Genomic DNA, 15,235 nt, shown 5'->3' with positions numbered 1-15,235 from the left:
TTATAATGACTGCTATATTATAAACTCACTTATCAAACACTTAATCGCAAAAAAAACGCCCATATGACTATAGACGTTTTCTAGATCGTTAATAAACTTTAATTAAAAGCCCTTACGCCACTTTTAGCAAAACTCTGGCACAAATCAAATGTGGTTTGGTTTCGCTGTAATGCCGTGCCGTACATAATGCTTTTAAATTTGCTCTCTTCATCTTTGTAATTTCGAACATTCTGAAAATAACCGTTTACTGCATTATATGCACCATATAAAGTGCCTTGGGTGGTGGCTTCTAGTTGAGAAGGATGCGAATTTGCATAATCTAAAACCGCACTAACCGAATTGTTGTAAATGCTTGAAAGTTCATCTTGCCTATTACTTTGAAGGCTCTGCAAGGTTTCCTTGTTTGGAGCCATTGCAATCTGCACCAATTTTTTCACCTCTGAATCCGTAATGCGAATTTTCGTCCATTGATTAAACAGCTGTTCCATTTCTACCGCTAACAAATTGGTAATGCCTAACAGTTCTTGAGCCTGTTTCAACCTATCGGTTGCACTGGAAGTATGGCGAATTTTAATGCAATTGCTTTTATTCCGTATCGCTGCATTTAGCGTATTTTGGCAAACGATGCGAACGGGCGTAAACGCTGCCGTTATGCTTCCGTAACCATCGTGCGAAGTTGTCAAAAACAGATACTGCTCAATCAAATCATTTTTACCTACACGGATATAATCGGGCAGTTTTGCCGTGATAAAAATCCTTTCTCCGTTGCCAAGTGCGCCAGCGGTTTCATATAGAATCCCATCTTTTCCGCCAACAATGGAATCAAAAAATGCAAATGCGTCAATGTTCTGTACAATATGGTAATCCTTACCCACTACGCCCAAAACTTTGTCGGTGTCGGTCCTTACCGTAGCATAAAAATTATTGACTTCTATTTCGGGGATAATCAAATCCGATTCACCTTTATGGTTTTCACTATGAAAGGTAAATAAAGGGCGTTTCTCTACCAAGTAATCCAGCCCAGCATGTTTGATGGCTTCGGCACTGGTCGGGTAATCGGTTATGATCTGTCCGAGGTTATGCCAGGCTTTTTCCTTCACGCTAAAAAAACTGTGTTTCTGCGTGGCTTCATTAAAATTAAGATTGTGTGCCATGATTAATTCTATTTGGGTTGGTTACTCGGGTTAATAATATCTCTGTTTCCAATATCTTCACATTTGGGGTATCGGGAAGATGCAAACGAGAATGGATTTCCACCTCGTGGACGGCATCGGAAATGGTGATTAGTTCAGTTTCTGCAACTACCCTAACCATTAAATAAAGGGTGTGGTACTTTTTCATATGGGCAAATTTTAATAAAAAAAATGCCCTCCGCCAATCGGCAAAGGGCAAAAGGATTTAAGCAGGGATAACAATATTAGCTTCAATTTCAGCTAATTTGTCAACACAAAGTTTATTCACGAACTCGGCAACCGCTTTAATAATTGCAGGGTTTTTGGTTATGAACGAATTTCTATCATCATCCTCGATAGTCAATTTACAGCCTTGGAACTGTACCGAGTCGATGTCTTCGTTTTCATCCTGTACCAAAACCTTAAATCCGTCTAAAGTGTTGATGGTAGAAAGCAAATTATCACGGTGGATTTTACGCCTGTGCAATTCCTCAACAAGTTTCAACGTACCCTCTAAATTCAATGCTGGTTTTGTTTCCTGTGCAACTAGTTTTGCTTCGTCTTTTTTCTCTTCTGCCTTTGGTGCTTCCGCCTGTGGTTTCGGGGTTTCGGCAACCTGCAAGCCCTGCGCTGTATCTACTTTTTTGGCATCCTCCTTTTTATCGTCAAATGTTGTGCTATTTGGCATAGCTCCATTTTTAGCCTGTACCGTTTGAACTGCCGTAGCTGTTCCGTTTGAACCGTTGTTGTCTGCTTTTCTTTTTAAATCTAACGTTTTCATGATTTCTGTTTTTAAAAATTGTGGGTGGATAATTTTGATTAATTGCCCAATGGGCATAGTTTTTCTAATTCGAGCAGTTAATTTTTTGGCACTGCTTTTTTTCGGTGGGCTTCTGTCTTTTAATCGTATCATGGCTTAATTATTTAGGTCAGTCGGCTAACGCCTCCTGGCTTTTTGTTAAGCCCCCTCACCTTGATACAATTGATTTGCAAGACAAGACTTTGCGAAAAAAAACCTCGAGAGCGCAGCGAGCAGGGAAGATTTTTTCAGCAAACCCTTTAGGGCTTGGTCTTTTCGAAAAATCAATTGTTCAGAAATTTGCTACTCAAAAAGGTTGGATGAATCAGAATGCAGCTGAGCAATAAAAATGTTGTATAGTAATTTACCTCACTGAAAATCTAAGGTGAGGTTCTTATTGTCAAATTTGTCCAACTCAAATTAGTAAGACCGGGGATTACCAAAGATTAATTGCGGAATACAAAACTTGTACATAAATTGCGCAATGGCAGTGGAATATCGTGCGTTCTGTTTTAGGGGTATCGGTTAGTCCACGTATACGTTGTACGAACCTACTGATCCTAGATGCCACTAAACACAACATTTTACCATTAAAAATAAGTGCTAGTATGTCGTATAACTTTTACGAATTCAATTCAGGAGATTTTGAAAACCTCGTACAGGCCTTGTTTCAGAAAATCTTGGGAAACAGCTCATTGGTATTCGGTCTTGGGGCAGATGGAGCAAGAGAGCTAACTTTTCAGGGAAGGGCAAATTTCCACTCACCTACGACATTTCATAACGGACTATGGATCGTGCAAGCAAAGTTCAAGTCACGTGACGTGCATGACCATGACCAGTATCAATGGGTCCGTACACAGTTTATTGCTGAAATGAGAAAATTCAAGTCTGGCAATTACCCGCTGCCAGACCAATATATCTTTGTGACGAACTCGGTGTTATCACCCGGCTATCTAAAAGGAGGACGGGATAAGATTGAAAAACTGATCGATTATTACAGGGAAACTATCCCTAATATCTATGTTATCGCCTACGACGAACTTTGTGCTATGCTGACCAATAATGCAGATGTAAGGCTAGCCTACGAACATTTCCTACAGCCGGGGGACAGGTATAAAAAAATTCTTCAACTGTTGGAAAACCAGCAAATAACCCACCAGTTTGTAGTCGCAGGAAATGAGATTAGACCTAAGCCCTCTCAACACAACTATGCAGTTCTCTTGCCGCAAGACCCCATCCTGACGATAGACTTTGGAACCAGCTATTCGATGTGCGGACTGATGAGCCAGCGGGGGCAAGTAGAACTGGTACCAGCACTTAGTGGAGGTTTCCTTTTGCACTCTGTATTGAGCTTCTTTAATACTGGAAATTACATCGTAGGCAACCCCACGCTAAAACATGTGGATTCATCGGAGATTATCAGCATCAGCCACATCAAGCGGCAGCTGGGCGCAGGGAAGAACTTTGAGATCTTTGGCAGCCAATATACACCGGAGCAGTTGGGCAGCTTAATCATCCGCTCACTAAAGATTAGTGCAGAAGAATTTTTCGGGTGCAGCTTCAAAAAAGTCGTCGTTGCAAAACCGGCTAACTTTAGCTTGCGGCAATCCAGGGCGCTTAAGGATGCATTCGCCCAGGCAGGACTGAACGTAATGAGGATGCATGACGAAGGGACTTCGCCCTGCTACCTGCTGCCCAAGGCATTTCGCGGTAAAACAGCAAATAAGGAAGGAGTAAAGTTCATCGTGATCGATCTGGGTGGAGGTACGCTCGATCTATCGGTACAGGAATTCGAAGATGGGGTGTATGACACCAAGGCCATACTTGGGGATAATACGGTGGGTGGAGTGGACTATGACTATGCCATACTCAACCTCGCTTCCCAACGGCTCCTGGAAAAGTATCCGGAGTTGAGAGGCTTCGACTTTAATAAAGTGATGATGGAGGCAGAGCGCTTAAAAAAGGTCCTGAGCAGTTCCGAGCAGCAATCCTTTATCATTGCAGATCAGGACGATGGCCATGGGAACCTGATTGATTACAGCATTCCCTTTACAAGAGATGATTTCAGGGCGTGTACTTCGCACCTTAATGTCCAAGTCATGCGCCACATCAACAACATCATGCGAGCGGGTTCCAATGACGAGGGCTCTCCAAGAAGAATGCACCATATAGATGCGGTGATGCTCACCGGGCAGGGCGCAAAGATATTCACCGTCAAGGAGATCATCAATGAGCTGTTTACCGGAATCCCCATCATTGACCAATTCATGGAAAATGCAGTATGCCTTGGAAATGCCTACCAGGCAGGGGTGCTAAATGGCATCGTTAGGGAAGAATTGCTGCTGAGCGTCCACAATACGGGCTTTGCCTTAAAGGCAAAAAACATAGGCCGCTATGATAGGGATTCCAAGCAGACCACCATTGAAGTAAATCCAATGCCAGAACTGAATACCATCTATAGCACGCTCCTTGCCCAGAATACGACCATACCCTGCACCGCAGTTTTTTTACTGATCGCCCATGGCGGGAAAAACCAGCCCAACCTAATCCTGCCACTATTTGAGGTTATGAACAGCACGGGGGTATATGACCAAGTGATTGAATTGAGCATTCCCATCACCAGTGGTAAAAATACGATTGGACTCTCTTTAGTCATCGACGCCAATTATAAAATCTCCCTTAGCCTATCCAATCCAGTAATCGGCTATCAAGAAGTCATTTCCCTATGACCAGTTTTTTTAAACCTATAAATAGCCAATTCAGCTAACCTTGACGATACGTTCCACAAAAATCGATGATACAGTTGATGTACACTTTGTCCTATAGCAGTTCCTATTCAATCCTAATCACTTCCGAGGGAATTTCAAAGAATTCAGGAACACCGCCTCTGACAAAATTCTCCTGATAGAACCTGTCTTGGATCACACAGGCAAACACCCTCAAAATAAGCTTATTACGAACCGCATTCAGCACAAGCATCTTGTGTTTTCCCTCATCCTTGGTCTTTCTGATATAATAATCTGCAATCTCCCATTTTACCCTGAGCGCCGATACCGCGCAGATGTGTAAAAGCGATTTCATTTTCTTGTTGGCCATATGGGATACCCTTGCCCTGGAGGTCATCGTTCCCGACTGCTTTTCAAAGGGTGCAATCCCGGCATAACAGGCAAACTTCTTTGGACACCTGATATCCCTGAACTCATTGGTACTGATCAGTATCTGTACCGCAGTAACCGGGCCGATACAGGGAACCGACACCATCTGCGCAAATATCCTTGACAACCGCTTATCATCAGCGATGAGCCTTGATATGACCTTGTCCACATCGGCAATATCGGCCTTAATAGAATCGATACTGCGCTGGCACAACTGGTTGGCCGTTCCAGCAATCCCTGACTTGATGAACTGCTGCTGTTCTTTGAGCGGTTCAGCAATCGCCTCCCTCACATTCAACAGCCTAGAACGCAGGGTAGCTAGATTTGCCAGCTCCAACATGATCTGCCTTTTTGGAATCCACAGCCTCAGATCCTCCCTGCACTTATAGGCAAATTCGGCAATCCGCATAGCATCGATCTTATCGTTCTTTCCACGGATCAGTCCAAGGGAATTTTTGATATGACCCGCATCTTCTACCACGATATTTGCTTTCATCTCGCTCAGCACCTCCATGTAATGATTACCGTAGAACCCCGTGTTCTCCATCACGAACACTGCCCTGTACATCGCAAAGTTCCTGATCTTTTTCACCTTCTCCATAAAGGCTGTAATCTCCGCCACATCGTTTTTGATCACCTGATGGAAAAGGAGCGTCCTTCCCTTATAGACCGCATGGTCTAACTTGTTCTTTGAAATGTCGGTTCCGATAAAGTAGGTATATTCATCGGCCTTGAGTTGTGCGGGCATATCCTTAAAATAAAAATCAACAAAAATGGACGGGCACTAAATCTTGCTCTAGGTCTTCCCTCAGATGGATTGCAGTGCCTTTCCCGTCCAATAACCGCATTGCAGTTTCTAAACCCATTAGATAACCTTCCAAGCGATGCCGAACACGATCTCCGCAAAGGCCATTAACCTAATCAATGCGTTTGTTCCAAGGCAGCTAGTCGAAAACCTATTGGGCTCGCGGCGAAACTAAGTCCGTTCGTAAAACTTTGTCAAGACACAATAGCTAAGAAATATACAACTCGTTTATTTTGAGCAAGAAAGAATTTTAAAGCTTAAAAAAAGCAATGGAAAAATAAAAATGGACGGGCACTATATCTTGCTCTAGGTCTTCCCTTAGATGTCTATCAATGCAACTCCCGCCCAATAACCGATACGGTTTACAAACCATTGCGATCAGCTTCCAAAACCCAGTTGGACATTATCCACTGATAGGCCGCTAGCCTTGCTGGCAGACTTGTTCTTCAACTGGACGAAAACCTTTCCAATAAGTTCGTAGCGAAACTAGGTCTTTTTAGAAAAACCTGCAAAACGAAATCTGAGACATATTACTAAACGTCCTGTTCTCAGCAATAAAATTTAAATAAAAATTAAAAAATGGACGGGCATTAAATCTTTGCCTAGGTCTTCCCTTAGATGTATTGAAATGCACTCCCGCCCAATAACCACAATAAGCAGTTTACTGGCCAAACTATAGACTTCTACAACACGGCAGGACACCATCCAAAGTTAGGCCCTTAGCCTTGATGAGCGACTTGTTCTTCTGCCAGTCTGAAGCAAATGACTTGGCACGGAGTGAAACTAAGCCTTTTTCCTAAAGTTACAAAAGGAAAAAAATGGACGGGCACTAAATCTTGCTCTAGGTCTTCCCTTAGATGTATTGAAGTACGCTTCCCGTCCAATAACTGTAACCAGTTTCATAAATCTTAGTTGGTAAACCTTCTACCCGCCTAACATAATCCATTGATAGACCGTTAGCCTCCATGTCCGATTTGCCCTACAGCGGGACTCGGTAAACTTATAAGATTCGCTTGTGAAACTAGGTCTTTTCAAAACCAAATGCCAAAAAAAATTAACCACCAAAGCCCATAAATTTCCTGCCCTAAAAATTCGTATGAGGTATTTTTGTTCAAATGACAGCGCATTCCATGGTTTTGGTTTGAATGAGCTTATAGTCATATGATAAATTAGTCATCTACTCTGTAAAATTCCTACATTTAAAAAAGGATTTAAAATGACGCCCAAAGAATACACAGACACGGAAAAACGCATCAAGCGCTACATGAAGGAGAACAAGATCAATAAGGTTTTGAATATCCAACTGGAAAGCACCTATGATTTGCATGATGTTACCGTTCACATTTGGAACGTGAAAACAAATAAGGGTGCTTGGTGGATAGCTGAAGGTTATAGGGTGCCAATGAACCTTTATCCTCAAGATGCATTCTATTTTTCTGTCGATGAAGTTTATTCTTTTCACCTGGGCATAATGCAAAGACTGCAAAAAGATGAAGAAAGGTCTAAAAACGTTCTGGACGAAATACCTTTGGATTTGGAGCAGGTACACGAAATCCGGAGAAAACTTACCTTTGCAGCAGACAGAGTGCACATCGGAATGGAGCCTGAGGAAATGCAGGCCATTGGGCTCACCTGCAGAGAGGCGCTGATCGCCCTGGGAATCGAACTGACAAAGAGAAACCCAATACTCGTAGCGGAAAAAGAACTCAAGAAAGCTGACTTCAAGGGAATTGCATACGCATTTATTGAGGAATATGCCCCAGATCAAAAAAATGCATCATTAAGGAGCCACGCAAGAAAAATGGTGGACATGGCATGGAGCTATGCTTCTGAGATCGTCCATTCCTCGCATAAAAACTTTCCAGATGTAAAAATATGCATTATAATGGCTGCTACCACGGTTTCGATATTTGAAAATCTGTTCATGAAGTATCTTGGTTTTGACCACGATCCACGATGCCCTGAATGTGGAAGCATGAGCATAGAAGTTTATCACAGTAAAACTGAGGGGGAACTGATAGAGCATTGTACCAAATGTGAATTTGATCATGTAATCAAGGTTGAAAGCATACATCAAAAAGGACTTAATTTCTGATCGAAGCAGTACCTCAGCACTTAAAACAATCAAATTCCAAGGAGCAGTCGGATAGGTAACTATACACGAATTCCACGATTTTTCAGTATCAAAAATTTTGGCTATATTTATATTTCTAATCAATAAATAAGATCGCAATAAATTAAATACCAAAAAATGGAAAAAACAATCCATTACCAAGGCGATCCATTCACATTATCAACAATTTCGTGCAGGATCAACGAAGGCTTTCAAACTGGTGAGTTTGTTAAAGTGATTTCAATCCCCATGCGCCGCTATTTTATCTGGCGAATCGCAAGGGTAATCGATCAGAGAAACGGCAACGGAATACTTGATCTGGTTTATTAAAAAAAGGGCTTGCCGATTGGCAAGCCCTTTACTATTTAGAGTATCTAAACGCCCAATCCCTGTCCCTGCTTCTTGTTTTTCTCCTGCGCCTTGTTCCTGCTCTGCGCATACTCCTGCTTCATATCAGGTTGCTTTAAAAACTGTTCGCGTTTTTCTGGCCTACCTTCCTTGGTATAAAGGTTGATCTGGCTGTAGCGAGGAACCGCTTCCAGTTCCAGCTTTACGGGCTCGCCATTTTTCTCAACGGTAACCAAAGCACGATTCCCATTGCGAATACTGCCTTCTAAAATCACACGTTTTGCAGGATCACCCAATTCCTTGATCTCAAATTTATCCAGTACCTTCGACAAATCAAAACCGTAAGCCGGATCGGTATATTGGTTGATCATGAAATTACCAAACCTATCCTTGGGCACATCAAAGTCCAATTTGATCCAGGCTTTATATTGTTGGCCAGCTTGGGAAACCATGTCATCACGGTAAACCGCACGACCTTGAATCAAGTTTACCGCCTGCTCTGCTGAAAACCCTTTACCCTTTTCCACGTAAATGGTCTGGTTGATCGGAGAGGTACGATAGGTCTGGCCAAACTCCTTCTGGATATAGTTTACCTTCCCATTTTCCATTGTCGCCAGCTTTACAGCAGAATTGGCATCTTTCCCAATCACCAGATTGCTCACCCCGTTCTGCTCCTTGAACATTTCCTTTTGGCCGTTGAAAAAAGCAATGGCCTCTGAAACGTGCACAAAAACCTTTGTCATTCCCTTATCCGCCCCCTCGGTCTGGGTCAAAACCATAATCTTATCGCCTGCTTTAATCGGCTGTCCTTTTTCATGACAGACCTCAAACTTGTTCAGATAATAATAATCCGATTGGCTCGATTGCTTAAACGACAAAGTCATATCCACCCGACCACGAGTGGCCTCGACCGAATCATACAACTTGAAGTCCGCCACATTCGCCTTCATCTTTTCTTCCATCTGCTCGATGAGCTCTTTTTTAAAGCCCAGATTCGACATCTCCTCACGGAGGTTCTCTAAATTATTCAAGTTCATAATCAATTTGTTTTGTGGGTTGCCCTGCACCAGACTACTCAATGTCTCTAAGGCACCCGGTTCACTAATTCTGTTCAATATTGCTCCGATATGGAGCTCTGCCGGAAAGGGAATGATATTGTAGAACTTATCCCTCCAGTATTCCTCGTTCATTTTCAGCAGATACTTTTCAAGCCCGTTGCCCATGCCATATTTGACCAGCAGGCTATCTGTCATCTCTTTGATATTGGCGTTTTCCCTGCAATCGCCAAACTCAGCAATCATATCCACCATAAAAAACTCCAGGTTGTCCATCTCTTTGAACACCATGGCCAATTGATGGAATGCTGGATCTTGATCCTGGAATGCCATAAAGTTTTCCGGCACCTCCGTTGGAAAATCGATCTGCTTGAGCATTTCTTCAATCTCACTGGTAGAGGTGCCGTTGTTAAAATGTGGCGGGGTTATTATATCTCTTGGCAAATGAAGTTCATAGCCACTCAGTTCAAGATTTCCAGAATCCTTTCCCTCCAGTTCCAGCACAAACTTTACCCGTTTCTCTTCGACCAACCGATCAATTTCAATAGGTTCGCCAAAGGCAAGGAGCGAATAGGTCTTCATGCTCAGTCCATGGTCAATCTCATTCGAAAACCCGATTCCCGCTAACTGCTGTTCCAGCCTGCCCACTTATCGATTTTTTTCGTTGTTCCGAAGCAAGACCTGCAGGCCACTTTTCAATTTCACTTTGACCACTCTCACCCTTTTGGATAGCAGTCCCTTTGCCGCATCGATCCCAACGCCAGCCAGTTCTCCACCAACTCCCTCCATGCCGTAGACCGAAACACCCGAAATCCCATCGGCCGCGCCCATTCCAGCTGCGTCACGAAAAACCGCATCCGGCGCATCAATCCCTGGCATGCCGTCCAGCGAATACACAGAAAGATCAACCGGAATAATCTGGCTCCCCAAACGCACATTCTTGATGTCCAACAGCAACCTTTGATTGGTAATTTTGCACAAGCCGAAAAGCAAGTGTCCCTTTGGGATCATCACCCCAGAAAGCAGCACAGAATCGGTCAACCGCAACTTTACAGAAGCACCCTGCACCACCTTCTGGTTCCCATCAATCACCGCAGTGATTGCAGAAAACTTTTCCAGATCCTGTCCCGAATAGATCCTGCCCAAAACTTTCTGCTGGGCCCGAACGGGATTCTGGATGTCCAGTATCTTTTCCAAAACCGAATTCATTTGTTCCATTTCAGGATCTTTCTGCTTGCCCTCGCTCATGGACTTCATCATCTGTTCCAATCGGTCCACATCTGTTTTTATTCCTGCATCGTTCTGTTTTGTGGCCTGGGCATACGCTGAACTTTTCCCTCCAGCAACCGCATTAACTGGTGTTGAATTGATTTCCCTGTTCAACGCTTCCAGCTTGGCATTGATCTCCGAGGTTTTTTCATCCTCGGCTCCAAAACCCAGCTTGCTAGAAATCCCCAGACCTCCCGAAGAGCCCGAAGTGTCTTTTCCAGCCTTGGCATAAAACCCCATTTTATCCACGGGCTCTTCCACCTTAAAATTTGCATCTGGCAGAGCGGTATTGATTCCCTTGCTCGCAAGTGATGAATCAATCATTTCGCCACGACCGCCACCCATCGCATAGAATGCAAGCGCCATAAAAGGCAAAAGCATCAGAGGCAACACCAAAAGGATCTTCCTTTTGTCCCTTGTTTTTTTAACTCTTTCCATATAAAATTGATTTGTGTAAATAATTGGTTATCTAAATAGGCTGCAAACCAGCCATAGGCAATAGCCGCCGAATAGCAGCCCGGCAATCACCATCAAAGCCATCAAAAGCCTTTTGTTTATTTTTTTGGCTAGGGCATTCAGCTTTGCTGAAAACCGGACCTGCCAGTGAAGTATCGAACCAGCAATACGCTCAGACACCATATCAAGCGAAGCACCATTGTCTTCACCCATCTTTCTCTTGAACCATCCCATAGCTTAGGGCTTTACCACATCCTCATTCAATAGCGTTTCCCAGCGCTGGATCAAAAACCCGTGCGGATTATTGTCCGATCGAGACACATTGCGCAAATACCCTTGGGTCACCAGCCGCCGAACGATCGTCGAAGTTGAACGAACCAATTGCTGGGTCGCAAAACACTTGAAGTAATAGGGATACACATCTAGGTTCAGCTCCATCGAATCGACGGTAATCTCCTGGGAGATATTAGCAGAAATCAAATTGGTAAAATACCCCTGCTCTTTCAAATTATCATAACTTTTCTTCGCGCTCTGATCGGCCAAATTCAACGCCAATAGCATATTGCGCTGGATCACCTTTTCATCTGGGTCTAGCGTAAAAAACCAGTGGTGGAACATCTTCACATGGTCGCGGATCTCAACCCCAATGTTATCCTTGCGCTCGGCCGAAAAGGCTTCTATCGCCTTGCCGTTTGCCAGAATATACACCTTGGCATTATTAGTTCGCACCATATCAAAGCTCTTGTAAATCGCAAAGCTTGAAACAAGTACGCATGCACAGATCAAAAACAGCGAAAAGGTCTTGATGTGGCTAAAGGCAGTATCTATATTTTTAAATTGTGTAAACATCTTTTTAAGTATTAATTAAAAGCAAAAACCTACTTGCCAGAAAGTTTGTCCCTTTGGTGCGAACTCCCACCATCCGGAAAATAATCCCCAGTACTCTGCGCTGCATAACCCTGGCTTACCTTTCTGGCCAGATCACCAAGACCATCGGCCGCCATTCCAGCACCTGCCGACGCCCCACGCATCCCAACAGAAGAACTTCCCGAAATGATAGAATTCACTTTCTGCACCACCGTATTTCCGCCTCCCGCATGAACTACATAATTGGCTACCGAGGGTACGCAGGCATAACCAACCACGCCAATCAGAAGAAAAATGAGGTAAGCGATATCGGTCGAGGAGAAAAAGGTATCCCCAGCGGAATCGATCTGGGAGATATCCAAACGGAGCATGTTTTCCTGGATCTTGCCCAAGATGCTCCCGAAGATATTGGCAATGGGAAGCCAGAGAAATATATTCACATAGCGGGCAATCCAAACCGTTAAGGTCTGCTGAAAGCCATCGAAAACCGCAAAGCCAAAAACAAGTGGTCCAAGAATGGCCATCACGATCAGCATAAACGTCCGTACCACATTGATACAAAGCGAAGCTGCCGCATACAAAACCTCCAGTACCTGGCTCATCCACTTTTTGATCGAGTTCTCAAAATTATACTGCTGCTTTTCCATGTAAAAGCTCATGTCATTGGCAATCCCGTCCAAAAACCCCTCGTCATCACCATTTGGATCTTTCGGATGTCGATATTTATACCATTTTTCCCTGTCACCATCACCCGACTCGCCAACATAGACCTGCCACTTTTTGGTCTTTTTCAGCGCCGCTTCCTTTTCAGCGAGTAACCTTTCAATCGCCTTGTTGGAATCCTTTACCATAGCACCAGTTGCCGAAACCGTCGGCTGCAATACCCCATTCATCAGACTGATCACCATCGGAAACATCAGTATCGCAAGCCCCAAACCAAATGGTCGCAGCAGGGGATAAAAATCAATCGCTTCCGCCTGGGCAATCTGTTTCCACACCCTTGAGCCGATATACCACAGCGCACCAAATCCAGCTAGCCCACGACCCACGTCGATGAGCCGGGAACATAGCGGCATCATCTCCCCGTACACCTTGTCCAGCACAGGTTGCATTCCCCGAAGCGAGTCGGAAACACCCTGCCCAAAGGAGACCAGCGGCAATACCATCCCGATCAGCACCAAAACGGCGCTTAAAAAAATCTTTCTATCCATAATCTTTAGTTTAAAATCAGTAAAGGCCTTTGAGCTGGGAAATTTCTTTTTTCTGCTTTTTCTTCTGCAATAAAAGCATATTGGCCTCCGAATTGAAATTCCGCAGGAACATCAGTTTGTCCTGGGTATCTAGAAATATCCTGTCAATTGCCCGAAGCCTTTCATCATCGTTCATTCGCAGTTTGGAAGAAGTAATCACCATCGTCAGATCCTCCAAATTCTGCAAACTCTGGTCAAAAAGGTTCTTATAGACCAGCCCAACGTATTCAAGGTCATCTGGCGAAAAAACATCAGCCGATCGGAAAGCCTTCAACGCCCGCTTATACTCTGAGACAATGTTTTTCTGATAGGTAATGATGTCTGCCACCCGTGCGTATTTTTTTACTTCCGGCGACACCAGCATCAATCCATCTAAAAAAACTTCGTGCAAAGAAAAATTCCCTTCTGCAATATTCTTTACCGAACGGTAACCATTAGAAACAATGGTATACCCCTTTTTCATATCGGTCAAAATATTCTTCAGCTGTGATAGCTTTTCCACGTTGAGTAGCAACTGCGTCGCCTCGGAAGATTGGCCAAAGCAAACATTACCGTAAAGCATCAAAAGCAAAGCCCCTAAAATCCCTGTGTTTCTAATTCTGTTCATATATCCTCCTTAATTTTTGAATTGTCTTGTCTCCATCCTTTTGAGATTGCGCTATGGTCTGGACTTCCACATAAAACCCTAAGACAAATTCCAGCTTTTCCGACATCGAGCCGTGTACCTTGGCAAGCCTTAAAAGCCGATCCTCATCGCTGATCTCAAGCTCCGAAGCTGAAACCACTAGTTGCAGTTCATCCAAATCCTTGTTGCATTCTGCTATCACCCCATCTCGCACTGAGCGGATATAGGAAATATTTTCACTCCCTAAATCCAAACGAAGCATCAGATTAAAAGCCCTAGAAATCTTTCCCTGCATCGAGGCAATTTCCATTACCCTATAATCGTTTTTGATCAGCGGATTTACCAAAGCAAGCGAACCGAAGAACGCTTCATGAAGACCGAACTCACCAGAGGTAAATCCCTTGATTGTACCCAATCCATCAGAAACCACATCATAACCTTTCTTCAGGTAGCCCGCATACATTTTCAGGTAAGCCAACTGTTTGAGCAGATACTTTTCCTGCGTTTTCTTTTGGCGGAAGATCTCATTATAAGTCTGGGCAGAACAAGGAAGTGAGCCAAGAACCAAGCCCCAAACTAAAACCAGCGAAACCACTACAAACTTGAATAAACAATTAATCCTCGATCCCATACAGCTCCCTTAGTTTAGCTGCCTCATCTACTGATTTGGCACGCTGGATACTGATTAGACTATTTTCCCTATTGAACCTTTTCAGATCAGACCAGTTGCGCTCCATTTCCTTTGCCGCCTCGGAGATCAGTTCCAGCCTAGCCGCATCACTCATCTGGGTCTTAAAGGAATTCACCACCACCAGGATTTGATCAACATTTTTTACGCTCTCGGTCAATATCCCCGAATACACCTTTTCCATAGAAGCAAGTTCATCAACCGAAAAATGGCCGCTTTTGTTGAACAGGTTCCAGGCCCATCTATATTCTTCCACGATATCCAGTTGCCGAGCGGACAGTTCCTTGAGCCTCTTGTAATAGACAATGGCAGATTTCACCTTCCAAAGCTCCTCGTAATATTTCGAATAAAGCTCTTTCTGCTTTTGCGTCCAATCTGAAATCTCCGTCAGCTTCAGTTTAGACAACTGGTTTTCCAGCACCTTCTGCGCATTCTGTAGCCAGATCGATTCATTCTGCAAACGCTGGACTTTAAGGTCCATCGCCTTGATTACTTTTTTCACTCCTGCCTTGATCACTTCCAATACCGCCACCTGTGCATTTGCCCCAACGGGCAATGCTACAAACAGCGTCATGGTACTCAAGGGGAGTATGACCATAAATTTTTTCATAGACTTTAAAAATTTCATTTCTA

The 15,235-nt window shown here is 43.8% G+C and carries 15 protein-coding genes; 3 read left to right on the top strand and 12 right to left on the bottom strand.

The features are described from left to right. Positions 1-98: 98 nt before the first annotated feature. From GM921_RS15110 to GM921_RS15100, 3 genes are read right to left on the bottom strand one after another with little or no spacing between them, the layout of a single operon-like run. The gene (locus tag GM921_RS15110; protein ID WP_182923466.1) at positions 99-1,154 is read right to left on the bottom strand and encodes a DUF932 domain-containing protein; all 1,056 of its coding nucleotides are present in this window, start codon (positions 1,152-1,154) and stop codon (positions 99-101) included. After that, positions 1,138-1,341 carry a hypothetical protein gene (locus tag GM921_RS15105; RefSeq protein WP_182923465.1) on the bottom strand — a complete coding sequence of 68 codons (204 nt, stop codon included), beginning with the start codon at positions 1,339-1,341 and terminating at the stop codon, positions 1,138-1,140. The genes GM921_RS15110 and GM921_RS15105 overlap by 17 nt, the downstream gene beginning before the upstream one ends. A 57-nt stretch (positions 1,342-1,398) precedes the next feature. Continuing rightward, positions 1,399-2,085, bottom strand: coding sequence for a hypothetical protein (locus GM921_RS15100; RefSeq protein ID WP_182923464.1), 687 nt, complete (start codon positions 2,083-2,085; stop codon positions 1,399-1,401). 494 nt (positions 2,086-2,579) lie between these two features. Between GM921_RS15100 and GM921_RS15095 the strand changes: the two genes are divergently transcribed. Further along, on the top strand, positions 2,580-4,700 hold the full coding sequence (locus GM921_RS15095; RefSeq protein WP_182923463.1) for an Hsp70 family protein: 2,121 nt from the start codon (positions 2,580-2,582) through the stop codon (positions 4,698-4,700). A gap of 103 nt (positions 4,701-4,803) precedes the next feature. Here the strand turns inward: GM921_RS15095 and GM921_RS15090 are convergent, their stop codons facing one another. Then, a complete protein-coding gene (locus GM921_RS15090; RefSeq protein WP_182923462.1) occupies positions 4,804-5,874 on the bottom strand; it encodes an IS110 family RNA-guided transposase in 1,071 nt (356 codons plus the stop codon). A gap of 1,273 nt (positions 5,875-7,147) precedes the next feature. Between GM921_RS15090 and GM921_RS15085 the strand changes: the two genes are divergently transcribed. Both GM921_RS15085 and GM921_RS15080 read left to right on the top strand, forming a co-directional pair. Then, positions 7,148-8,026, top strand: a complete 879-nt coding sequence (locus GM921_RS15085; RefSeq protein WP_182923461.1) for a hypothetical protein — start codon at positions 7,148-7,150, stop codon at positions 8,024-8,026. 156 nt (positions 8,027-8,182) lie between these two features. Further along, a complete protein-coding gene (locus tag GM921_RS15080) occupies positions 8,183-8,374 on the top strand; it encodes a hypothetical protein (protein WP_182923460.1) in 192 nt (63 codons plus the stop codon). A 44-nt stretch (positions 8,375-8,418) separates the two neighbouring features. On the opposite strand, the gene GM921_RS15075 is transcribed toward GM921_RS15080, so the two are convergent. The 8 genes from GM921_RS15075 to GM921_RS15040 form a co-directional block, all read right to left on the bottom strand. Next, positions 8,419-10,029: a hypothetical protein gene (locus GM921_RS15075; protein ID WP_182923459.1), complete on the bottom strand. Its 1,611-nt coding sequence runs from the start codon at positions 10,027-10,029 to the stop codon at positions 8,419-8,421. Positions 10,030-10,095: 66 nt separating this feature from the next. Next, a complete protein-coding gene (gene traM, locus GM921_RS15070; RefSeq protein WP_182923458.1) occupies positions 10,096-11,154 on the bottom strand; it encodes a conjugative transposon protein TraM in 1,059 nt (352 codons plus the stop codon). 27 nt (positions 11,155-11,181) lie between these two features. Then, positions 11,182-11,406, bottom strand: coding sequence for a hypothetical protein (locus GM921_RS15065; protein WP_182923457.1), 225 nt, complete (start codon positions 11,404-11,406; stop codon positions 11,182-11,184). 3 nt (positions 11,407-11,409) lie between these two features. After that, entirely contained in the window at positions 11,410-12,021 is a 612-nt protein-coding gene (gene traK, locus GM921_RS15060; RefSeq protein WP_182923456.1) for a conjugative transposon protein TraK, read from the bottom strand. Between the two features lie 29 nt (positions 12,022-12,050). Beyond that, the gene (traJ, locus tag GM921_RS15055; protein ID WP_182923455.1) at positions 12,051-13,250 is read right to left on the bottom strand and encodes a conjugative transposon protein TraJ; all 1,200 of its coding nucleotides are present in this window, start codon (positions 13,248-13,250) and stop codon (positions 12,051-12,053) included. Positions 13,251-13,266: 16 nt separating this feature from the next. Continuing rightward, positions 13,267-13,896 (bottom strand): TerB family tellurite resistance protein, encoded by a 630-nt coding sequence (locus tag GM921_RS15050; RefSeq protein WP_182923454.1) that lies wholly within the window; start codon positions 13,894-13,896, stop codon positions 13,267-13,269. Beyond that, the gene (locus tag GM921_RS15045) at positions 13,883-14,545 is read right to left on the bottom strand and encodes a hypothetical protein (protein ID WP_182923453.1); all 663 of its coding nucleotides are present in this window, start codon (positions 14,543-14,545) and stop codon (positions 13,883-13,885) included. Before GM921_RS15045 ends, GM921_RS15050 begins: the two co-directional genes overlap by 14 nt. Next, on the bottom strand, positions 14,529-15,230 hold the full coding sequence (locus GM921_RS15040) for a conjugal transfer protein TraI (protein ID WP_182923452.1): 702 nt from the start codon (positions 15,228-15,230) through the stop codon (positions 14,529-14,531). Before GM921_RS15040 ends, GM921_RS15045 begins: the two co-directional genes overlap by 17 nt. Between the last annotated feature and the right edge of the window lie 5 nt (positions 15,231-15,235).

The sequence above is a fragment of the Pedobacter planticolens genome (assembly GCF_014172375.1).
In the GTDB taxonomy this organism is placed as follows: Bacteria; Bacteroidota; Bacteroidia; order Sphingobacteriales; family Sphingobacteriaceae; genus Pedobacter; species Pedobacter planticolens.
The sequence above is the reverse complement of the archived record's forward strand: the minus strand, read 5'-3'. Positions and strand labels throughout refer to the sequence as shown.